The organism is Aquamicrobium lusatiense, from assembly GCF_014201615.1.
Classification (GTDB): domain Bacteria; phylum Pseudomonadota; class Alphaproteobacteria; order Rhizobiales; family Rhizobiaceae; genus Mesorhizobium; species Mesorhizobium lusatiense.
Window position 1 is genome coordinate 20,230 of sequence record NZ_JACHEU010000009.1, and the last position, 20,759, is coordinate 40,988.

At 57.8% G+C, this 20,759-nt stretch carries 16 protein-coding genes; 8 read left to right on the forward strand and 8 right to left on the reverse strand.

Annotated elements, in window-relative coordinates:
* Window positions 1-16: 16 nt before the first annotated feature.
* The 6 genes from HNR59_RS20325 (at window position 17) to HNR59_RS20350 (ending at window position 7,076) form a co-directional block, all read left to right on the forward strand.
* Window positions 17-1,585: an acetolactate synthase large subunit gene (locus tag HNR59_RS20325; RefSeq protein ID WP_183833109.1), complete on the forward strand. Its 1,569-nt coding sequence runs from the start codon at window positions 17-19 to the stop codon at window positions 1,583-1,585.
* Window positions 1,586-1,705: 120 nt separating this feature from the next.
* The gene (locus HNR59_RS20330) at window positions 1,706-3,370 is read left to right on the forward strand and encodes a hydantoinase B/oxoprolinase family protein (protein ID WP_183833110.1); all 1,665 of its coding nucleotides are present in this window, start codon (window positions 1,706-1,708) and stop codon (window positions 3,368-3,370) included.
* Window positions 3,371-3,410: 40 nt separating this feature from the next.
* A complete protein-coding gene (locus HNR59_RS20335; RefSeq protein ID WP_183833112.1) occupies window positions 3,411-4,133 on the forward strand; it encodes an FMN-binding negative transcriptional regulator in 723 nt (240 codons plus the stop codon).
* Window positions 4,134-4,201: 68 nt separating this feature from the next.
* Entirely contained in the window at window positions 4,202-5,539 is a 1,338-nt protein-coding gene (locus HNR59_RS20340) for an acyclic terpene utilization AtuA family protein (RefSeq protein ID WP_183833114.1), read from the forward strand.
* A 1-nt stretch (window position 5,540) separates the two neighbouring features.
* Complete coding sequence (locus HNR59_RS20345; RefSeq protein WP_183833116.1) at window positions 5,541-5,891, forward strand: AtuA-related protein; 351 nt, start codon at window positions 5,541-5,543, stop codon at window positions 5,889-5,891.
* A gap of 213 nt (window positions 5,892-6,104) precedes the next feature.
* On the forward strand, window positions 6,105-7,076 hold the full coding sequence (locus HNR59_RS20350) for a LysR substrate-binding domain-containing protein (protein WP_183833118.1): 972 nt from the start codon (window positions 6,105-6,107) through the stop codon (window positions 7,074-7,076).
* Here the strand turns inward: HNR59_RS20350 and HNR59_RS20355 are convergent.
* The 6 genes from HNR59_RS20355 to ggt all read right to left on the reverse strand — a co-directional run bounded on the left by HNR59_RS20355 (window position 7,049) and on the right by ggt (window position 15,146).
* Complete coding sequence (locus HNR59_RS20355; RefSeq protein WP_183833120.1) at window positions 7,049-8,263, reverse strand: CaiB/BaiF CoA transferase family protein; 1,215 nt, start codon at window positions 8,261-8,263, stop codon at window positions 7,049-7,051. The genes HNR59_RS20350 and HNR59_RS20355 overlap by 28 nt on opposite strands.
* 116 nt (window positions 8,264-8,379) lie before the next feature.
* Window positions 8,380-9,993, reverse strand: a complete 1,614-nt coding sequence (locus HNR59_RS20360; RefSeq protein ID WP_183833123.1) for an ABC transporter ATP-binding protein — start codon at window positions 9,991-9,993, stop codon at window positions 8,380-8,382.
* A complete protein-coding gene (locus tag HNR59_RS20365) occupies window positions 9,990-10,871 on the reverse strand; it encodes an ABC transporter permease (RefSeq protein ID WP_183833125.1) in 882 nt (293 codons plus the stop codon). Before HNR59_RS20365 ends, HNR59_RS20360 begins: the two co-directional genes overlap by 4 nt.
* A 10-nt stretch (window positions 10,872-10,881) precedes the next feature.
* Complete coding sequence (locus tag HNR59_RS20370) at window positions 10,882-11,823, reverse strand: ABC transporter permease (protein WP_183833127.1); 942 nt, start codon at window positions 11,821-11,823, stop codon at window positions 10,882-10,884.
* On the reverse strand, window positions 11,823-13,406 hold the full coding sequence (locus HNR59_RS20375) for an ABC transporter substrate-binding protein (RefSeq protein WP_183833129.1): 1,584 nt from the start codon (window positions 13,404-13,406) through the stop codon (window positions 11,823-11,825). The genes HNR59_RS20370 and HNR59_RS20375 overlap by 1 nt, the downstream gene beginning before the upstream one ends.
* Window positions 13,407-13,448: 42 nt before the next feature.
* Entirely contained in the window at window positions 13,449-15,146 is a 1,698-nt protein-coding gene (gene ggt / locus HNR59_RS20380) for a gamma-glutamyltransferase (RefSeq protein ID WP_343060883.1), read from the reverse strand.
* 227 nt (window positions 15,147-15,373) lie between these two features.
* Here ggt and HNR59_RS20385 point away from each other — a divergent pair, with 227 nt between their 5' ends.
* Window positions 15,374-16,231: a helix-turn-helix transcriptional regulator gene (locus tag HNR59_RS20385; RefSeq protein WP_183833131.1), complete on the forward strand. Its 858-nt coding sequence runs from the start codon at window positions 15,374-15,376 to the stop codon at window positions 16,229-16,231.
* A gap of 37 nt (window positions 16,232-16,268) precedes the next feature.
* Here the strand turns inward: HNR59_RS20385 and HNR59_RS20390 are convergent, their stop codons facing one another.
* Both HNR59_RS20390 and HNR59_RS20395 read right to left on the reverse strand, forming a co-directional pair.
* The gene (locus HNR59_RS20390; protein WP_183833133.1) at window positions 16,269-18,245 is read right to left on the reverse strand and encodes an FAD-binding oxidoreductase; all 1,977 of its coding nucleotides are present in this window, start codon (window positions 18,243-18,245) and stop codon (window positions 16,269-16,271) included.
* A gap of 131 nt (window positions 18,246-18,376) precedes the next feature.
* The gene (locus HNR59_RS20395) at window positions 18,377-18,976 is read right to left on the reverse strand and encodes a dimethylsulfonioproprionate lyase family protein (RefSeq protein WP_246374893.1); all 600 of its coding nucleotides are present in this window, start codon (window positions 18,974-18,976) and stop codon (window positions 18,377-18,379) included.
* A gap of 179 nt (window positions 18,977-19,155) precedes the next feature.
* Between HNR59_RS20395 and HNR59_RS20400 the strand changes: the two genes are divergently transcribed.
* Complete coding sequence (locus tag HNR59_RS20400; RefSeq protein WP_183833135.1) at window positions 19,156-20,451, forward strand: NAD(P)/FAD-dependent oxidoreductase; 1,296 nt, start codon at window positions 19,156-19,158, stop codon at window positions 20,449-20,451.
* Window positions 20,452-20,759 lie beyond the last annotated feature (308 nt).

The window sequence follows — 20,759 nt, forward strand, 5'->3', positions numbered from 1 at the left end:
AAAGGAGAATGGCGCCATGTCCAGAACAGGAGCCGACCGGCTGTGCGAGGCCTTGCTGAAGCTGGGCGTGGACACCTGCTTCTCAAATCCGGGCACATCGGAAATGCATTTTGTGGCGGCGCTCGATCGCCGCCCTGAAATGCGCTATGTGCCTGGCCTTTTCGAAGGGGTGGTGACAGGTGCCGCCGACGGGTATGGGCGCATGACCGACAGGCCGGCCGCAACCTTGCTGCATCTGGGACCGGGACTGGCGAATGGCCTTGCCAATCTGCACAATGCCAGACGCGCCGCGACGCCGGTCATCAATATCGTAGGGGAGCATTCGACCGAGCATTTGCCACTCGATGCACCTTTGACGAGCGATATCGAATCTCTTGCCCGCCCTATGTCCTCCTTCGTTCGCCGCATGGAGCGCGCCGAACATATCGAGGCAGATGTGGCGGCAGCGTGGTCCGCAGCAATGACCGGTGTGGTCTCGACGCTTATCCTGCCGGCGGACCTTTCGTGGGCAGAGAGCAAAGCTCCGGCAGACGTCGAAATCCCGGCTGTGCCGACACCGTCTTCTGTTGATGAGGATCTGCTGTCACGGGTTGTCGCGGCGCTGAAGGACAGGGGCGGGAAGGTCGGCTTTGTTCTGTCGGGGTTGGCGCTGCGGGAAGCGGCTCTGGCTGACGCCGGCCGGATCGCCGCCCAAACCGGAGCGCGCTTCTTCGCTCAGGGATCGAACGGACGTATGGAGCGCGGCCGCGGCCGGGTGGCAATTGAAAAGCTTTCCTATCAGGCGGCGCCCGGTCGTGCGCAACTGGCGGGCCTTGAAATCATCGTCCTGATCGGCGCGGCCGAACCGGTCACATTCTTCGGCTATCCAACAGGTTCCGGACGGCTTGCGCCTTGCGAGGCGGCAATCATCGATCTTGCAGGTCCGCAGCACGATCTGGCCGCCATCCTTGCACGCATCGCCGATCTCGCCGGCGCACGGTCGCTCCCGCCACAACCACTCGCATCAATGGCAGCGCCAGCTGTCCCTGACAGCAGCTCTGTCGACCGGTTGACTGTCAGGGCCATCAACCACGCGATCGCCGACCGGCTTCCGGAAAATGCTATCGTGTGCGACGAGGTCATTTCCTCCGCCGGCTTCTACGATCTGTCGCATGAAGCAGCGCCTCACGACTATCTCCAGCTTACCGGCGGTGCCATAGGCATCGGCATACCGCTCGCCACGGGGGCTGCGATCGCATGCCCCGACCGGAAGATCGTGGCACTGCAGGCCGATGGCAGCGGCATGTACACGCTTCAGGGTCTGTGGACGCAGGCGCGCGAAGGGCTCGATGTTGTAACCATCATTTTTGCCAATCACAGCTACGCGATTCTGCATGGCGAAATGCGCAAACTGGGCGTTGAGGAAGCGCGGCGAAATGTCGGCCGCATGCTTGATCTCGATGCACCCCGGCTGGACTGGGTTCGTCTGGCAGCGGGCATGGGCGTGCCCGCAGGGCGCGCAACCACGGTCTCTCGGTTTTGGCATCTGTTAGACGACGCGTTGCGTCAGCGCGGCCCATATCTGATCGAGGCATCACTGGCATGATCTATCGATCGGGCCGCATAATCGCATGGAATTTTCGAATTCTCCAAATTGTCGGGTTCGATTATTGTCCAGACACGACACTGAAACCTACCGATATGGGTCCTCAAGGAGGCCGAAAAGATGAGTTATGAGGCGACCCAGCTCGCAATTCTGGCAAACGCGTTCCACGCGATCGCAGACGAAATGGGAGCGATCCTGATACGCTCGGCCTTCTCCACGATCGTGCGCGAGGCGCGCGACTGTTCGACGGCGTTGCTGGATGCAGAGGGCAATGTCGTTGCCCAGGCGGAGATGATCCCGATCCACAATGGCGGGTTGAGCGAAGCGTTCCGGGCGGCGACGGCCCAACTCGATCTGTCGGGAATCGGCCCCGATCATTCCGTCTTCCTCAACGATCCCTATGCCGGTGGCCAGCATCTCAACGACTTTATCCTTTTCCAGCCGATCATCATCGACGGAGAGCTGATCGGATGGGCGGGAAATACCGCTCACCATCTGGATGTGGGCGGCGGTGGTGCTGGCATCAATATCGATGCCGATGAGCTGATTCAGGAAGGCATCGTCATCCCGCCATTGCTGATTGAAATGTCCCGGGATCTTCACGGTGGCGCGATTGAGCGGCTGATCTTTGCCAATATCCGCACTCCAGAGCTTGGGCGCGGCGATTTTTACGCCCAGCTTGCGGCCAACCGCACCGGGGTCGAGCGGATGACGGAACTGGCGGGCCGGGTTGGCGTCAAGGCCATCCGGGAGGCCATGGCCGAAACATTGCTTTATGCAGAGCGGCGCATGCGCGCGGCGATTGCGACCATTCCGGATGGAAGCTGGACTGGTGAGGCGTCGATCGATGCTGACGTGCGCGGCTCCACGCCACTGACCGTGCGGGTGGCGGTGACAGTGTCGGAAGGTGATATGACGCTGGATTTCGAGGGCACTGCCCCTCAGGTTTCCAGCATGTTCAACTCTTCGCGCTCATCTTCGCTCGCCTCCGCGATCTCGGCCATTCGCAGCGTTCTGGCTGACAAGACCATTCCGGCGAATGATGGCTGCAATCGCGCCATCACCATCGACATGCCGCAGGGATCGTTCATCAACCCGATGCCGGGTCGTCCGGTGCGGGCAAGGATCGAGGCATCGTACCGGGTGCTGGATGCCATCCATGACGCCCTTTCGCAGGCGATCCCCGAGCGTGTGCCGGCGCAGGGCTATAATTCGACAACGGGCCTTTATCTCACACAGGCCCGCGACAACGCCCCGATGCGGATTTACGGCGATGTGTTGGGCGGCGGCTATGGCGGCGCGCTCGGCTATGATGGCGCTCATGCGCTTGCCGGCGTCCTCAGTTCAAGCCGCAACACCCCGATCGAAGCCATCGAGCAGATTCATCCTCATCTGCGCATGCGCCATTACCGGCTGGTGCCTGACAGCTGCGGTGCGGGCGAGTTTCGTGGCGGGCTTGGTTTTTCGCGCGCCATAGAGGTGCTCGAGGACGGTGTAATCCTGAGCTATTACTCCGATCATTTCGTCTACCCGCCGCGAGGCAAGAATGGTGGAAACGATGCGGCGACAGGATCGCTGAGGGTGTTGCGGGGTAGCGAAGTCATCAACCTTCCCACAACCGATGTCGTACCGCTCATGAAAGGCGACATAGTCGAGCTTTCTGTCGGCGGCGGGGCCGGATGGGGCGCGCCGGAGAAGCGCGCTCCCGAACGGGTCGCGACAGATCTGGCGGACGGGCTCATCACAAGGGATTTCGCGCAACGGCACTATAGCGGGCAGATGTGATGCTGCCGGCCAGTGGCTGGTGAAAAGAAAGGAGCTGGGCATGCTCTACAGAGCCAGGCGGCATGACTACCCTGAAGAAGCCGGCGTCGAACTGGTGAGGCGGCTGAAATTCGGCATGGTCGTGTCGATATTTGAAGACGAATTGCAATTCTCGCACATTCCTGTGCTGCCGGATGTGGTGGATGGCCGTCTCGTGCGGATCAGGGGGCACTTTGCACGGGCCAACCCTCATTGGCGTGCACTTGAAGCCGACCCACGCGCGACAATCATCTTCAACGGCCCGAATGCCTATGTCTCGGCCCAGTGGTACACGCCCGGGCACCCGGCGGCACCGACATGGAACTATGCAGTCGTACATGTCAGCGGGCTGGTCCGGCTGGCTGCCAGCGAAGCGGAGACAAGCGAAATCGTCGACGATCTGGTCCGGCTGAACGAGGCTGAACTGCCCGCGCAATGGCCGCTTGAAAGCTACAGTCCCGAGCGCAGGGCGGCCTTGCTGCCTCACATCATCGGCTTTGAACTCGGCGTGACTGCTTTCGACCCGAAGTTCAAGCTGAGCCAGACCTATGCCGACGTCGACAAACGTTCTGCCGCCGCCGGTCTGAAAAGTCGCGGGACTGATGCCGCAAGAGAAATCGCCGACCTTATGCTGTCCACCGTCTCGCAGGATGGCAGTGCAACAGGGGTCGATGTCACCCAGCGGCTTCGCGAACGCGAGGAAGCGGCGCGCCGTGGCGACGGCGAAACGACACAGAAATCATGAGGTTGCCGGCAGGCAACCTGAGCGCCCACACGTGAAATCGCGTTCGATACGAAGCATCTGGATTGAGCATGAGACCGATCAGAATTGGAGCCGGCGCGGGATATTCGGGAGACCGGATCGAACCCGCGGTCGAACTCGTCGAAGATGGCGGGCTCGACTATCTCGTCTTTGAGTGTCTGGCGGAGCGCACCATTGCGCTGGCGCAGAAGGCAAAGCTGCATGATGGCAAAGCCGGATTCGATCCGCTGCTCACGGAGCGGATGATGGCTGTGCTGCCCGGTTGCGTGAAGCGGGGCATTCGCATCATCACCAATATGGGGGCCGCCAATCCGGTCGAGGCAGCCCGCGAAGTTGCGCGAACGGCGCGTAAGCTTGGCTTTGCCGGTCTCAGGGTCGCCGCCGTTACCGGCGACAATGTGATCGATGTGCTGGATCCCGCCAGCGAACTCCTCGAACGGCCCGGTACGGTCGCCTCTCTTGGCAACCGCATTGTTTCGGCAAATGCCTATCTGGGAATCGACGGCATAGTCGATGCCCTAAACATGGATGCGCAGGTTATCGTCACCGGACGTATCAGCGATCCTGCATTGTTCGTTGCGCCTCTCGTTCATGGCTTCGGCTGGCGCAGAGACGACTGGGCTATGCTCGGTCAGGCGACTGTAATCGGCCATCTCCTTGAATGCGCAGGACAGGTGACCGGCGGATATTTTGCGGATCCCGGCTTTAAGGATGTGCCGGATCTGGCGCGGCTCGGATTTCCGATTGCCGAAGTCAGCGCTGACGGCTGCGCGGTCCTGACGAAAGTTCCGCAATCGGGGGGGCGCCTTACAGTGGCGACGTGCAAGGAGCAGCTTGTCTATGAAATCCTAGATCCGGCTGCCTATGTGCAGCCCGACGTGATCGCTGATTTCACCCACGTGCGCCTTGCCGAGATTGAAAAGGATCGGATTGCGGTGAGCGGAGGAAGCGGACATGCCCGGCCCGAGCGCCTCAAGGTTTCCGTCGGATATCGGGACAGTTTCGTCGGGGAGGGGCAGATTTCCTATGCCGGGTCGGGAGCTCTGGCGCGGGCCCGTCTGGCGCTGGACATCGTGGCCGAGCGGCTGAAGCTGACCGGTGTTGCCATGGCGGAAAGCAGGTTTGAACTGATTGGAGTGAATGCCGTTGATGTACGCAACGATACGGTGACATCCCATGAGCCTCGCGAAGTTCGCGCCAGAGTGGTTGCCAGAACCGATACGATGCAGGACGCAGTCAGGATCGGCAACGAGGTCGAAACTCTTTATACCAACGGGCCCGCCGGAGGCGGCGGCGTGACGAAGAGCGCCAAGGAGGTCGTGGCTGTCGTCTCGACGCTGATACCGCGTGCAAGTGTAGCGCCGCACGTTCACATTGAGGTGGCCTGACATGCAGTTGCGCCAGATTGCCCATGCCCGCTCGGGCGATAAGGGCGACATCTCGCAGATTTCCGTCATCGCTTTCGATGAGGTTGCCTACAAGCTGATCTCCTCTCAGATTACCACTGAAACGATAAGGGAACTTTTCGGTGCGGTCATTCATGGCAAGGTCGAACGATTTGAATTACCGCATCTCGGTATTCTGAATTTTGTTCTATATCGCGCATTGTCTACAGGGGTTACGCGATCGCTTGCGCTTGACCCGCACGGCAAGTGCTTCAGCTCTCTTTTGCTGGAGATTCCAGTTAAGCCGTACTCTGTTGAAGATCTGGATCGAAAAAATTCCGCGGATAGTGGATAAAATATAATATTATCTTAAATATTTATTTATGGGATGTAACTGAAAATTCCATAAACATTTTTATATTTTTATTTATCTGATATTGCGCCTCTTACATAATGAAGATTGGCGCTGTACTCCGGGCGCCTGTCACATTATGGCCATTTATAATTTGCGCTTCGATTATGAGTATGCTCCAAATGATAGTTTGTATCTATTAATTGGAGCGATAAAATGGCTCAGCGTCCCCGGGCAAACAATCTGGAACTGCGCCACTTGCGATATTTCCTGGCGGTGGCCGAAGCCATGAATTTCGGTCAGGCTGCTGACCGCCTGAACATCGCCCAGCCGGGCCTGAGCCAGCAGATAAAGATGCTTGAACAGATCATCGGCGTGGTATTGTTCGATCGCTCACGTCGTCAGTTGCGAATGACCCTTGCAGGTGAATTATTCCTGCCTGAGGTTCAGAAGATCTTCGCGCAGGTTGAACATGGCGTGCAGACAGCCCAGCGGGCGGGTCGTGGTGAAATCGGACGGCTGGCTATCGGCTATGTCGGTTCAGCTGCCTATACAGGGGCGCTCACCCGCCTGGTCGGGACATTTCGTAAGACTCATCCCTACATCAATCTTGATATTGCCGAAATGGAAATGCTCCGGCAGCTCGACGCTATTGCGCAAGGCGTTTTGGATGTGGGCTTTATTCGTCCACCAGTCCCGCTACCCGAAGGGGTGGCTTCTGTTACCGTCATGAGGGAAGAGTTGATGATTGTGTTGCCACACTCTCACCCGCGAGCGCAGCAACCCGTCATTTTCTTTGGCGATCTCCAGGAAGAGACATTCATTACACCTCAGCATCCGCACCTGGTCAGTTTCAATGCCCATACGATCGAAGCGGGCAGGGAAGCAGGCTTTGAGCCTCGCATAGGCGCTCAGGGTCGGGATTTCATGACGATCGCCAGTATGGTTTCGGTCGGACTCGGCATCGCCCTCGTGCCACAGTCGGTGCAATGCATCCAGCTGCCCAACGTCGTCTACCGTCCCTTAAGCGGCACGACACCGCTGGCTGAACTTGCGGTGGCCTATCGCCGTGGGGATGCCTCAGCGGCCGTACGGCATTTCATTTCCCTGGCGCGTAAGATTGCTCGCATCATGCATGAGGAGCAGGCGGCCGCAGCCTCTCAGGCCGGTTCATCCTCTGACGGTTGAAAGGTGATCCCCCGCTCCAGCAGATCCGTAATTCGCTCACATGTCAGACCAAGATGACGCAAAACCTCAACCGAGTGTTCGCCTAGTCGTGGTGCCAGACGGTCAATCTCCAGTGTCGTTTTCGACATATGGACCGGATTCGCCATGGTAATCGTCGCGCCTTCGCTCGGGTGATCGGCAGGACGAAAGAAACCGGCATCGGCCAGATGAGGATCGCGCAGCACGCTTTCGAACGTGTGCATCGCCATCACCGGCACATCGGCTGCATCGAGCAAATCGATCCAGTCCGAAGAAGTGCGGCTGCGAAACAATTCTGTCAGCCAGCCATAGACATGAGCGACATTTTCCATGCGAGACTGGAAAGTGGCAAACCTTTCATCCCGTTCCAGAAGCCCCTCATCCCCGATCGCTTTCAGGAAGCGTCGCCAGTGGTCATCGGTATAAAGAAGTGCGCAGACATGTCCGTCAGCGGTTGGTAAAGGACGGCGGTCTGCAGCCAACTGGCGTACATACCCGCCCTGATCCAAAGGCGGATCGAAGGTGAGGCCGCCCAGATGGTCACTGAGAACGAAACTCACCATAGTTTCGAACATCGGAACATCGACCCGCTGCCCCGGACCTGTTTCACCGCGCCCGATCAGGGCTGCCAGTATTCCGCTCAATGCGGTCAGCCCGACAATTCGGTCAGCGATCGCAGCAGGCACATAACGTGGCGAGGCGCTCCCGGAAAGCAGGAAGAGATGCGACAGCGTCGAGCCGCCCTGGATGAGGTCGTCATAGGCAGGCCGGGCGGCATAGCGCCCATTCTGGCCATAGCCATAAAGCCCGGCGTAAATCAGCCGTGGATTTACGGCGCGGACATCTTCCCATGAAAGACCGAGACGCTTCATTGCGGCCGGGCGCACATTGTAGACCAGTACATCGGCATCGCGGCATAGCTCCAGCAGCAATTCGCGCCCTTCGGGAGTTTTGAGATTGAGTGCGACCGAACGCTTGGAACGGTTGGAATTGAGAAAGAGAGGTCCCATTCCCGGTGAGCGCGATGGGCCGACATTGCGCATCAGATCACCGCTTGGTGGTTCCACCTTTATAACGTCGGCTCCGAAGTCACCAAGGTACTGGGTAGCGAACGGTCCCATCAGAACAGAGGTGAGATCGATAACCTTTATACCTTTCAGCGGTCCCATCTTCTGTCTTTCCTTCTATCTATCGCCGTAACGTCATGCTCCAGCTGCCGACAGCCTGAGCTGCCGGTTTGCCGGACAGGCCTTTTCCTGAGCCGACTATAGTGGGCGGGATTGCATCACATTCCAGCCGCAGCCGGCATCGCGGCCAGAAGTTTGCGGGTGTATTCGTGCCTGGGGTGTTCGAATACTTTATGCACATCTCCGTGCTCGACGATCTGTCCCTGGCTCATCACCGCAATGCGATTGCAGATATTTGACGCCACCCGCAGATCATGTGTGATGAAGAGCATGGAGAAGCCGAGCTCGGCGCGTAACAGGGAAAAAAGCTGAAGCACCTGGGCCTGGACCGTCACATCAAGGGCGGAGACCGCTTCGTCTGCAACGATGATTTCCGGCTCCAGCGCCAAAGCACGGGCGATGCAGATACGCTGTCGCTGGCCGCCGGAAAACTCATGGGGAAAGCGCTCGATTGCCGAGGGTTGCAATCCCACCATTTCCAGTAGTCGACAGGCCTGCCGGCGTGCTTCCACTGTCGTCTTCCCGAAGCGAACCGGTCCCTCGATCATTGATTGGCCGATGCGGCGGCGCGGGTTGAGCGAGCTGTAAGGATCCTGAAAAATCATCTGGATCCGATGCCTAATACGATTCATCTGTGCCAGGGGAAGGGTCAGAAGATCCTGCCCGCGAAACAGCATCCGTCCTGATTCCGGTCGCTCGAATCCAACGACCGCTCGTGCGAGCGTACTTTTGCCTGAACCGGATTCTCCAACGATACCCAGCGTTTCTCCGGGCTGAAGGCTAAAACTTACATTCCGAACCGCCCGAACCTGCGTTGCGTTTCGCAACCAGCCCGACTGCCGATAAGTCAGGCAAATATCATCGACTTCAAGGGCTGGTTCTTTATTTTGTTCTACCGGCGGCAGATAGTTAAGCTGCGGTACGGCGCCGATCAGTTCGCGGGTGTAAGGATGTTCAGGTTGCTTCAGCACCTGCGCGGCGGGACCAGCCTCGACTACCTTGCCCTTACGCATCACCATGACCCGGTCGGCGACTTCAGCCACAACTCCGAAATCATGCGTAATCAGCATAACGGCACTGTCGTGCTTGGTGAGGAGCTCACGAAACAGGTGCAGGATCTGTGCCTGTGTGGTGACGTCGAGTGCGGTCGTCGGCTCGTCCGCGATAATTAATGCGGGCTCCATCGCCAGCGCCATCGCGATCATCACCCGCTGGCGCTGTCCGCCCGAAATCTGGTGTGGATAGCGGCTGTACATCTCTTCCGGCACAGGCAGATGGACGTCCCCCATCAATTCGATCACGCGCTTGCGGATGGCTGACTTGCTGAGTTCTGGCCGGTGAAGCATCAGAACTTCGGCAATCTGCCGGCCGATCTGCATTACCGGATTAAGCGCGGTCAAAGGCTCCTGAAAGATCATTGCCATGCGATTGCCGCGCAACTCGTTCAGTCGTGCCTCGGGAGCGTTGATAATCTCCTCACCTTCAAGCAGAACACTGCCCGAGGCTATGCGCAGCACATCCCGGGGCAGGAGCCCCATGATGACCGATGCGGTTACCGACTTGCCTGAGCCGGATTCTCCTACAACACACAAAATTTCACGCTGTGCGATCGTGAGCGAAACATTCTCGACTGCGAGCTCCCGGTCGAGCCCTGCCGGCAGCCTCACGCTCAGATCCTGGATTGTGACGACAGCCTTCTTGCTCGAATTCATGACGACACTCTCATGGTGCGCGACAGCCGAGGATCGAGACGGTCACGCAGGTTGTCTCCCAGAAGGTTCACGGCCATCACCGTCAGGGCCAGCATCAGCCCTGGTGCGATAATGGTCCATGGTGCGCGGGAAAACACTGCCCGGCCTTCTGCCAGAACATTGCCCCAGGTAGGCGTGCCTTGCGGAAAGCCGACACCGAGAAACCCAAGCACGGCCTCCGACAGGATAGCGGCTGCAAAGATGTAGGTGATCTGCACCGTCAGCGGGGCGATACAGTTAGGCAGGATATGCCGTATCAGGATGAGCGGCGTCGGGATCGACATACCCAGAGCAGCTTTTACATAAGGCTCTTCGCGAACGCTCAGTACGACGGAGCGCACCAGCCTTACGACGCGCGGAATCTCGTTAAAGGCCAGCGCAGAAACGATAGTCGTCACTGAAGCGCCCAGCAGTGAGACCACGGCCACGGCAAAGAGAATATTGGGGATAGCCATGATGGCGTCCATGACGCGCATCATCACGCCATCGACGCGGCGGAAATAGCCGGTGACAAGTCCGATGATCGTTCCAAGAACGCCGGCGGCTATCGCGGTGAGAAGACCGACCAGAAGCGAGGTCTTGGTGCCCTGAAGCGTCAGGCCGAAGACATCGCGTCCCATGGCATCGGTGCCGAACAGCGCCAGTTCCGACGGTGCCTGCAATCGCATGCGCGGCCGGATCTGGGTGACGCTGCCGTCAACCAGCCATGGAGCAATCAATGATGTGATGATGATGACAAGCAGGATTGCGATGCACAGAAAAGCCAGCTTGTTATGCCATAATACGAAGAAGGCTTTTGTGTTTCTGCGTCCGGCAGTCTCGGTTGTTTGGAAACTCATGCCAGGAACCTCAATAGCGGATCCGCGGATCGACAATGATATATGCTATGTCGATCAGCAGGTTCACGCCGACATAGATCAGCGCAAAGAACAACATCAGGCCCTGAACCACGGGATAGTCGCGTGCGAGTATCGCATCGATGGTAAGGCGACCAATTCCGGGAATATTGAATACGCTTTCGGTCACCACGACGCCGGTGATCAACATTGCGATGCCAAGGCCGATTACCGTAATTATCGGCACCGCCGCATTCGGCAGCGCATGGCTCCATAACACCCTGCGGCCCGGGTTTCCTTTGGCTCTGGCAGTTCGCACGAAATCCTGGTTGAGCACTTCGAGCAGGCTGGAGCGCGTCACTCTCGCAATCAACGCCATGAAAACCAGCGCCAGCGTGAGTGAAGGAAGGATGAGGTGACGAATGGCAGCCGACAAATCAACGAAAGGACTGACATAGCCCTGTACGGGTAAAAGCTCCCATTTCACGGAAAAGAACAACATCAGAATATAGCCGATAACGAATGCAGGGATCGAGAACCCCGCTACCGACATCGCCATCACTGCCCGGTCAACCCAGCTGTTCAGCCGCCAGGCGGCCAGTGCGCCCAGTGGCACCGCCACGACGACGGTCAGGATTATGGCCGTCACGGCCAGAACTAAGGTTGCCTCCAGCCTGTCGAAGATCAGCGTCAGCACCGGCATCCGTGACAGGATTGACTGGCCGAAATCACCGGTGGCGACCCCGCCGATCCAGGTCACGAACTGGATCGGCAGCGACTGATCAAGGCCGAGCTCATTGCGTAGTTCGGCTATCGTCTCCGGTGTTGCGGCATCCCCGGCCAGAATGGTGGCGGGATCGCCGGGACTTAGCCGCAGCAATGTGAAGACAATGAGGGCCACGATCAACATGACCGGCACCGCCGACAGCATGCGGATAAGGACAAGTCTGAGCATCAGGCCTTATCCAGAGACCACAATGCCGGAAGAACAGCAGTTACGTAATTGCTGATTTCAGGGCGCACTGCTGTATATTGATAGTAGGTACCGAGCGGTATGTAGAAAACGAGATCATGGGCTCGTTTCTGCATTTCTTCCGCAATCTCTTTCTGTTTTGCGGGATCGGGTTCGCCCTGGTATCGATTCTTCAGCTGTTCGGTTTCGGGGTCGTCGACGAAGCCCGTATAGCCTTGATTGCCGCGCGCATCGAAATTCATGTTCCCCAGCGGCGACAAAAGGTCGATGCTGTCAAAGACAGCATGGGCAAGGTTCCAGCCGCCTTCGGACACCGGAGCAGTTCGGGAGCGGCGTTCGAGAAAAGAGGACCATTCCATCGTCTCGATCCGGCTTTTGATACCGATAGACGTCAGGAGTTGCTGCGTAAGCGGCGCCAGAGTGGAAAATGACGCAACGTCGCCGGGCGTGATAATGACGATCTCTTCGCCATTGTAACCGGACTGGGCAACCAGTTCCCTGGCTTCGTCGCCGTTATGCAATCCGTTGTCGCCGTAGCCGGCATCGGTTTCAAGCGGCGTACCGCAGCCAAAAAAGGCACCGCACTCTTGATAGGCATCGGGATCGCCCACGGCGACATCGAGATAATCGATCTGGGATACAACCTTTTGTACGGCGCGTCGCAACAGGACGTCATCGAATGGCGGCTGTGCCCAGTTGAAGCGAATAGTGGAAGCACTCGGGCTGCCCTTGCGTACCAGTTTCACATCGGTGCCATCGAATGAAGCCCTGCGATCCGGATTGACCGATTCAATGATATCGAGCTCATTGTTCAGCAGGGCGCTGATTGCCGTGTCCGGGCTGGGGAACCAGATCGTATCGATGCGTTCGACGCGCGGCACCTTGCCGCCAGCCAGGCCATCGGCCGGTTCCGGGCGGGGCACATACGCTTCGTTGCGGCTATAGGACCAGCTGACGCCGGGCCGGAATTCATCGGGCAGAAAGCGATAGGGGCCGGAGCCCACAACTTCTTCCAGCATGGTGGCTGGCGGCAACTCTGCAATGCGCCTTGGCATGATGAAAAGCGGGATTGAACTTGTGCGCGCCAGTGCTTCCAGCATCACACCAAATGGCCCGGACAGTTCGAAGCGAAAGCTGCGATCATCGATGGCGACGATATCGCTGGTCGCGGCCTTCAGGCGCAAACCAACAACATCTCTTTGCCACCAGCGTCTGATTGAGGCAATCACGTCTTCCGAGGTGACCGGGGCGCCATCATGGAAGGCAAGCCCGTCGCGCAACCGGAAAGTCCAGCTCAGACCATCTTCGGCCATTTCCCAGTTGTCGACCATCTGCGGCTGAGGAACCGAGGCGGAATCAACGGAAAACAGAGTATCATAGACAAGGTAGCCGTGATTGCGGGTGATATAGGCGCTGGTGGTTACGGGATCGAGCACGCGCAACGCAGAGTGAGGGGCAAACCGCAATGTGCCTCCGTTTACCTGTGCCGATACGGTGCGGCTGGTGGCCGCAAACAACATTGCACTGGCCGAAAACAACAAGGCTTCACGACGATTCAACTGCATGATTTCTCTCCTCCGGTCTGATTTTAAAAATGTGGTATGACGTCAATAGACGCGTCCACGACGCGGGTCGGGCCAGAAAGAAGTATTGGCACGTGCTGTTCCTCCCCCGGCCGCCATCGGCACGCCATCAGCACGCCAGCAAGAGGCCCCTTCCATGACACCATTTTCGTGGAAGCGGATTGCTCCCATGCCTCCGGCGACGTGATCGACGGGGCTGATCGTGTGGCCTTTGTCAGCCAGCGCCTGTCTGGTCGCTTCTGGAAACCCGGTCTCGACCTCGACCTCCTGCCCCCATGTGAAGATGCGCGGTGCTTCAACCGCTTCCTGCAAGCTCATGCCATGGTCGATAAGATTGATGACGCCTTGCATCGCCGAAGCCGGAATACGATGTGCGCCCGGCAGACCGAGGGCAAAGGCAGGTTTGCCATCCCGCCGCACGATCAGGGCGGTAATGCCGCTGGTGATGCGCTTGCCGGGAGCCAGCGAAAGCGCTTTTCCGGGATGCGGATCGAACAGATACATGTAGTTGTTCGGAATGATGCCAGTGCCGGGAATGATCACCCGCGCGCCGAACAGGCTGTTGATGGTCTGTGTCGAGCAGACAACGTTGCCTTCGCCGTCGGCGATGGTCACATGGGTCGTATTAGCGGATTCATTGGTGAGAATGCGGGCGGCTTGCTGCCGTGCTTTGTCAGGATCGATATCGCCTGCGCGTTCAGCCGCATAGCCTTTGGAAATCAGCCGCTCAAGCGGTACTTCGACAAAGGCGGGATCCGCAGTGACCGCCAGCCGGTCGGCGGCAGCGATCTTCAATGCCTCGATCAGCCGGTGCAGTGTCGCCTCGGTGCCGAAACCGGAAGCTGCGACATCCGTGGGCTCCAGCAGGTTCAGGACCTGAAGTGTCTGGACCCCACCGGAACATGGCGGCGGCGGACCAATTATCTCATGACCCCGATAGGTACCCACAACCGGATCGCGCCGTATAACACGATAATTGCGGATATCTTCTTCGGTTACCCATGTGCCTGAGTCGTTCAGAAAAGCACGAAGCTTTTCGCCTGTTTCACCTTGCAGCAAAGCTGCAGGGCCGCCTTCAGCAATGGCGCGCAGCGTTTGGGCATAGTCCTTCTGAGCCAGCCGGTCGCCAGCCTTCAATGGCAATCCACCGGGCATGAAAATTGCCGCGATTGCAGGATCGAGCAGTAAATCCGGTGCGATCTCGGCAATACAAGTTGCCAGATATGGCGAAAGCAGAAAGCCTTTTTCTGCATGCCGGATCGCAGGCTCAAGCAATTGTTCCAGAGGCAGACGACCATGTTCTTGCGCCATCTCGCACCAGGCAATCAGGTTGCCGGGAACTGCGATGGCGCGTGGGCCGACACGGTTTTCACGGCCCCTGGTTTCCATGTAGTCCGGCCAGCTGTCGGCGACAGGCGTATAGCTGTCGGGACGTGTCGAAGCGGGCGCCGTGGCGAGACCATCATAGACGTGCACATCGCCACCCGCCAAATGCACGACTGACGTGCCGCCACCGAAAATTCCCACCATCATCGGCTCGACGACAGTCAGGGCGAAAAGAGAAGCCACGGTGGCGTCGAAAGCATTCCCACCGGCCGCGAAAATCTCCATAGCCGCGGCCGAAGCAAGCGGATGGTTGGTTACGGCAACTCCGCGGGTTCCGGTAACAGGCCCCTTTTCACAGGCAAAGGTCGTGCTCGGATTGCTGTTGGTGCTGGCCACTTTGCGTCTGTTCCCCCATCGAAATTCCAGCTGGTCATCTTCGTGCTGGACTGCAGTTAAAATCCTTGCGGCTCGCAAGCTGACCAGATCAGAAAAGCATGGCGTGTTATCATATCATTTCAATATGAGAGTAAGGCGAAAGCGATAGGTAAGACTTATGGATTGATCGCTGTCTGGACGGTTTCTTTCAGACTTGTAAGCTGCGGGCAGACAGTCCAGATATGCTGATGTCTCAGATGGTGCAGGTTGCAACCGGAAGGTTTTGTGCATTGCGTTCTGATTTCATATCCGCGGATCTGACATCAGCATCGACCATACGGGATGCTGGAAATCTTCTGCAGGGAGCGGACGATCCGGTCATTGGCCGTCTTTCGTGGCACGAGCGCGGCATCAGCGGACGCACGCACAGCCACCCTCGCGCGCAACTGGTGCAGGCGCTTGCAGCTCCTGCCGAAATACGTTGTGCTGGTCGGGTGTGGGCCATTGGCCCCGGGGAGGCAGTCTGGTTGCCTGGTGGACTTGAACATAGTGTTTCGGCCCGACAGGCACAGTTGTTTCATTCGGTCTATATAAGGCCGGATCTCGCACGCGGACTGCCGGATTACAGTGCGGTCGTGTCAGTTGACCATTTCGTAAGCGGATTGATCGAGCGTCTTACACAAACTCCTCACCTTGCACGTGATGCAGAGCTTTATGCCCACCTTGCCCCGTTACTTCTGCATGAACTGGTACGCCTGCTTCAGGGTGACCCGGATCTTCCACTACCTTTGGATCTGCGCGCACGGCGCATTTGTCAGAGCTTGCTCGCCAATCCCGGCGACCGACGCACCCTTGCCGACTGGGCCATTCAGACGGGAGCCAGCCGCCGACTGCTTGAGCGGCTGTTCCGGGCGGAAACAGGCATCGGATTTATCGAGTGGCGACAGGCGTGCAGGGTGCGGGCCGCTACGCCTTTGCTTGTAGCTGGCCAACCTGTGCAGCAGGTGGCGTGGAAAATGGGCTATGACAGCCCGAGCGCGTTCACGGCCATGTATCGTCGGGCAACCGGCATCACTCCGGCTTCAGTGAAGCATAGGAGAAGCTGATGCGAACAAAAACCAACCGGAGAGCCCACTGTGTATTTCAGCAGTCGATGACCAGCTTGCCGCGTGGAATGGCCTGACAAAGCAGCACCTGCCCCTGGGCAAGCACGGGCATGTCGCCCATTGGATAATCCACCGCTCCTTCGATCACGCGCTGCAGACAGGACTGACAATCGCCAACCCGACAGGAATAAGAAACCTTCACTTTCTGGGCCAGTGCCAGATCAAGCAGCGATTGGTCGGCGGGGGTCCATTTCACTGATTTGCCGGAACGGGCGAATGTAACTTCGCATCCCTCAGCTGCGCTATATCCCGAAAGATCAAAACCTGCTCCTGCGGAGGTCTCGAACTTTTCCCATCGCAGTGCATCAGGAACCGCACCCAGCCCGACAAGTTGTTCGCACAATTCATGCATGAAGGTATCTGGCCCGCAGATATAGAAATCCGTTTCTGCTACCGGCACCAGCGTCGCAAGTAACTGACCATCGATCCGTCCGTGATGATCACAGATATCTCCTTCATTTGCCTGCGAATAAGCCGTAAAAAGCCTGATGGATCTCTGGCCGGCAAGTGCCGCCAAAGCGCATACTTCTTCACGGAAAAGATGGTGTTTTGCATCGCGCGCAGCATGAAGAAACCAGATTTCGCGCTCGCTTTCCTCACCAGCCAGTCGCTCCAGCATGGGCAGAAGAGGCGTAATACCAACACCGGCGCTGATGAGCGCCACGCGCCGGCCGGGTACACTTTCGAATGTGAAGCGCCCGGCTGGTATACCCAACAGGACTTCGGTTCCCTCTTGGACGGTATCGTGCAGCAACTGCGATACACCGCCACCGGCAATACGCCTTACGCTGATACGCAGGCTGTTGTCATCCGGTCTTCCCGACACAGAATAGCAACGTTGTCTTGGCACCGGCTCCGGGTCATGTGGCAGAGAGACGGTAACATATTGACCCGGCTGAAATGGACCGACCGGAGCGCGGTCCACCGGGCGCAGGACGAAAGACACCACATCCGGATTTTCCTGGCGGCGCTCAGCACAGAAGAAACGCCGCCTTCCCACCCAGAAAACCCGCCGGTCATCTTGCCAGATGCGTGAGCGGTTCAAAGCGGCCGGACAATGGAAAAACACTTCCTCGGGAAAAATCCTTACGGCATGGGCGGACAGATCTTCTTCATTCTCGACATTTCCGTTGACGCGTAAAATCTCGCTGCGTCCAGCAGCAATGGAAAGCAGCGCACTCTTTCCGTCGGAAACGGTTTCCGTTTCGGGCGGGAGATGCAGGCGATAGGCCTGACGATTATGGAATGGCAAAACTTCAAGTGGCGCCTCACCGGTCAGGTCAATACGCATGCGCCCTTGTGCATCTTCGTGCGCAAAAACGATGAAGCGGGCCTCGCCCATGAATTCGAGCGCGCCGGGGCCGGCAATTTCACCAACCTTGGTCTGTACCCCTTCGCTGGACATGCCATAGATGTCGCGAATACCGTGTTCGGCAAGCAGGAGTTCTTCGTCCGGATTTCTGGGGACCGGCCTGAAACCGGCCCGCGCCTGTGCTGCCTTGTCGCTGCGTACAATAGCGCTCAGATCAAGCGGGGCTTGCCGCCTGCGTCTTTCCGGCCACAAGCCACCATTTTCAAAGGCTGAGGATGTTACAAATTCACAATGTTCCGGAGTCAGCACCAGCACGCTGATCGGCAGGCTTTCATCTGAAGGAAAGGCTGCAAGATGCTCTTCCTCGAAGGAAACACGGCCTTTGCCGTGAATGCGCAAAAACCGCTCTGTTCCACGATTGACGATTATCAGCGCTATTTCAGGGTTGCTCAGTAAATTGCTGATCGTGTCGAGCCTCCTGTTTCCCCTGTAGTCGGGCAGAAGCAATTCTCCGCCTTCGGTGACGCTGAGGACGCTGGGCTGACCGCCGCGCGGCGACACGTCCAGTGCTCCCTGTTCATTGCGTGATGCAATGAACAGAAGCGTCGAAGCCGCAATGAAATCTTTGATCTCGCTGTCCATGCTAACCCAACCGTCATCGTGATCTGCTGTCGCAGCATAGCCGGGATAAGGCCGCTTCCGCGTGGAACATGCCGTGCAAATGCGGCGGGAACTATAGCGAATGCGGCCAGAAGGACGGGAGCAATCCCTGCTCAGCTTACGTCGAGTACCCACAAGGCAACCAGAGGCTGCGCGTCTTTTGCTGCCATTGCATGCAATATTCCCGGAGGATTGTAAAAGCTGCCGCCTGTGCCCGGCGAAAACCAGTTTCCGGTTCCTTGCATAAACCGCCCCGGAGTCAAAACGAGATAAATTTCCGGCGGTGCGTGATTGTGGTCAGGGTAGCGTACGCCCGGGGCCAGAAGGGAAATGCCGATCCATAAATCGCGGCGATTTTCGATCCCGCCCGGACCGATGATCATCGCGTTGGCATGTCCGCCATGGAAAAGATCGTTGGCGCCGGGCGCTGGTCCGGGGCGCTCTGACCAGCGCAACTCAGGCGCAAGCTCGATCAGGCTGTGAGCCAGCCCTGTCAATGCCTGTCCTGGCTGGTTCAGTTGCAGCAGGACAGGAGCGAGCTGCTCACAAACAGGCAGTTTTTCAGGGCCGCTTTCTCTGGGCGGCGCGCAGCTTTCAAGCTTTGTAAAGACCCGTTCCAACATGGAGCGGGGCTCACCAGCCTTTACCTGTGCCAACCCGGACTTCAGGGCGTCCAGAAATCTGGCCAACTCCGGTGGGCGTTCTGCGGGCATTATCTCGCTCCTTTTTGCAGGCATGGTTCGCAGGAATCATGACTGAACGCAGCGAGGCGACCTATCTTGCGGTGCTGCAATATTTGATAAGTTTCTCCTATTGAAGTCGCCGCTTTGTGACATTGGCGAGTTCTCTTGAGGTCACTAGTTTCCCTGCGCCAACTGGTGAGGAGAAGCCCATGACCAGCGCCCCTGCCTATAATTCCGGTTCGGGATGGAATGCTCTTTTACCACCACGCATTGCCCGGACTGAAGCGCCGGCTGAGCGGGGCTTCCCTGCGATCGTGATTGGGGCTGGCTTTACAGGTCTTGCGACCGCTCGTCGTCTGGCAGAATTGCGGCCCAACGATCAGGTTGTGCTTATCGATGCTTCTGTCATGGGCGAAGGCGCGTCTGGTCGTAACTCCGGCTATTTGCTGATCAATCCGGGTGAACCAAGCGCCAATGCCGCAAATTTTGCAGATGATTGGGCAAATCGCCAGTTTAGCCTGGCACGAGCCGGGTTCGAGATCCTGCAAAAACAGGTCAGACGATATAATATTGGCTGTGACTGGAATGATGCGCCGGTTGCCGTGACCGCCGCGGCCACACCAAATGTGGAAAAATCCGCCCGTAAAACCCGGGAGCAATATGTAAAATGGGGGCTTGCCCCTGATGAATATGACCAGTCAGCTCTCCATCGGCTGACCGGTACGGACTATTATCGCTATGGTTTGGATTCATTGACCCGTGCATTGGTACAACCAGCTGCATTGCATCGTGGTCTTGCCGATGTCTTGCCGGATAATGTGCGGCTTCTTGAAGAAACAACGGTCTTTGAGATTGGAGAAAAGGCACCGTTTTCCATTCGCACCAGCCGTGGGGATTTCAGTACAGGACGGGTTTTTCTTACCAATAATCTGCATGCCCGCGCCCTTGGTTTTGGGGGCAGCAGAATGGTGGGAATATATACTTATGGAGCCTTTACACCGGAACTCGACGATCATGATCTGATGGGACTTGGCACGGAGGCCGACTGGGGAATTCTGCCGGCGCATCGTATGGGCACGACCCTGCGAAAGGTGGGTCGTCGTCTTCTTATCCGCAGCGGCGATTCCTATGAGCATGAAAATGATCCTGAAGCGGTAAGGCAGATGCTTCATACGCTTTACCGCAACCGCTTCCCGCATTTGCGCAATGATGAACTGGAATTTGTCTGGGGCGGGCTTACCGCCGTCTCCCATAATGGCGGCTTCATCTTTGGAGAGATGCGTCCCGGTGTTTTCGTTTCGGCGGGTTGTGGAGGGGCGGGCGTTGTCCGCGGTTCCATTCATGGCGAGCTTCTGGCTGAGCTTGCCTGCGGTGAGCACTCAAAACTCCTTGAAAACCGCTTGAGAATGAAGGGGCCGAACTGGCTGCCCCCTGAACCGCTACGCGGCTTTGGCGCAAAAATTCAGATTCGGTTCGAACAATGGCAGGCCGGACGGGAGCGCTGATCTGACAATGACATCTGAGAGCAAATCCCCGAGACCGTCATTCCAGCAGGGGACCAACGCATGCCCCCTTCTTGTTTATGCGGGTATTCCCGTGCGGTACGCGTCTGATCGGGCGCTTCGTTCACGGTTCCGACCAATCGGGATAGCGCCGAGTTACTGCGAGAAAATAATCCCACAGCATGTTGCTGAGGGCACCATCCGTGTTGGCGAAGATTGGCCGCTTTCAGCTTTAACCCGATAAGCGTAGTGCCGCCAACGGAAACGACCGTTACGCAAAGAAATCGGGTATGTTGGTGATCTGAACATCT

Excerpts from the sequence above, each read along its gene's own strand:
- HNR59_RS20325 (WP_183833109.1), top strand. The coding sequence starts at position 17 with ATGTCCAGAACAGGAGCCGACCGGCTGTGCGAGGCCTTGCTGAAGCTG.
- HNR59_RS20330 (WP_183833110.1), top strand. The coding sequence starts at position 1,706 with ATGAGTTATGAGGCGACCCAGCTCGCAATTCTGGCAAACGCGTTCCAC.
- HNR59_RS20335 (WP_183833112.1), top strand. The coding sequence starts at position 3,411 with ATGCTCTACAGAGCCAGGCGGCATGACTACCCTGAAGAAGCCGGCGTC.
- HNR59_RS20340 (WP_183833114.1), top strand. The coding sequence starts at position 4,202 with ATGAGACCGATCAGAATTGGAGCCGGCGCGGGATATTCGGGAGACCGG.
- HNR59_RS20345 (WP_183833116.1), top strand. The coding sequence starts at position 5,541 with ATGCAGTTGCGCCAGATTGCCCATGCCCGCTCGGGCGATAAGGGCGAC.
- HNR59_RS20350 (WP_183833118.1), top strand. The coding sequence starts at position 6,105 with ATGGCTCAGCGTCCCCGGGCAAACAATCTGGAACTGCGCCACTTGCGA.
- HNR59_RS20355 (WP_183833120.1), bottom strand. The coding sequence starts at position 8,263 with ATGGGACCGCTGAAAGGTATAAAGGTTATCGATCTCACCTCTGTTCTG.
- HNR59_RS20360 (WP_183833123.1), bottom strand. The coding sequence starts at position 9,993 with ATGAATTCGAGCAAGAAGGCTGTCGTCACAATCCAGGATCTGAGCGTG.
- HNR59_RS20365 (WP_183833125.1), bottom strand. The coding sequence starts at position 10,871 with ATGAGTTTCCAAACAACCGAGACTGCCGGACGCAGAAACACAAAAGCC.
- HNR59_RS20370 (WP_183833127.1), bottom strand. The coding sequence starts at position 11,823 with ATGCTCAGACTTGTCCTTATCCGCATGCTGTCGGCGGTGCCGGTCATG.
- HNR59_RS20375 (WP_183833129.1), bottom strand. The coding sequence starts at position 13,406 with ATGCAGTTGAATCGTCGTGAAGCCTTGTTGTTTTCGGCCAGTGCAATG.
- HNR59_RS20385 (WP_183833131.1), top strand. The coding sequence starts at position 15,374 with ATGTCTCAGATGGTGCAGGTTGCAACCGGAAGGTTTTGTGCATTGCGT.
- HNR59_RS20390 (WP_183833133.1), bottom strand. The coding sequence starts at position 18,245 with ATGGACAGCGAGATCAAAGATTTCATTGCGGCTTCGACGCTTCTGTTC.
- HNR59_RS20395 (WP_246374893.1), bottom strand. The coding sequence starts at position 18,976 with ATGCCCGCAGAACGCCCACCGGAGTTGGCCAGATTTCTGGACGCCCTG.
- HNR59_RS20400 (WP_183833135.1), top strand. The coding sequence starts at position 19,156 with ATGACCAGCGCCCCTGCCTATAATTCCGGTTCGGGATGGAATGCTCTT.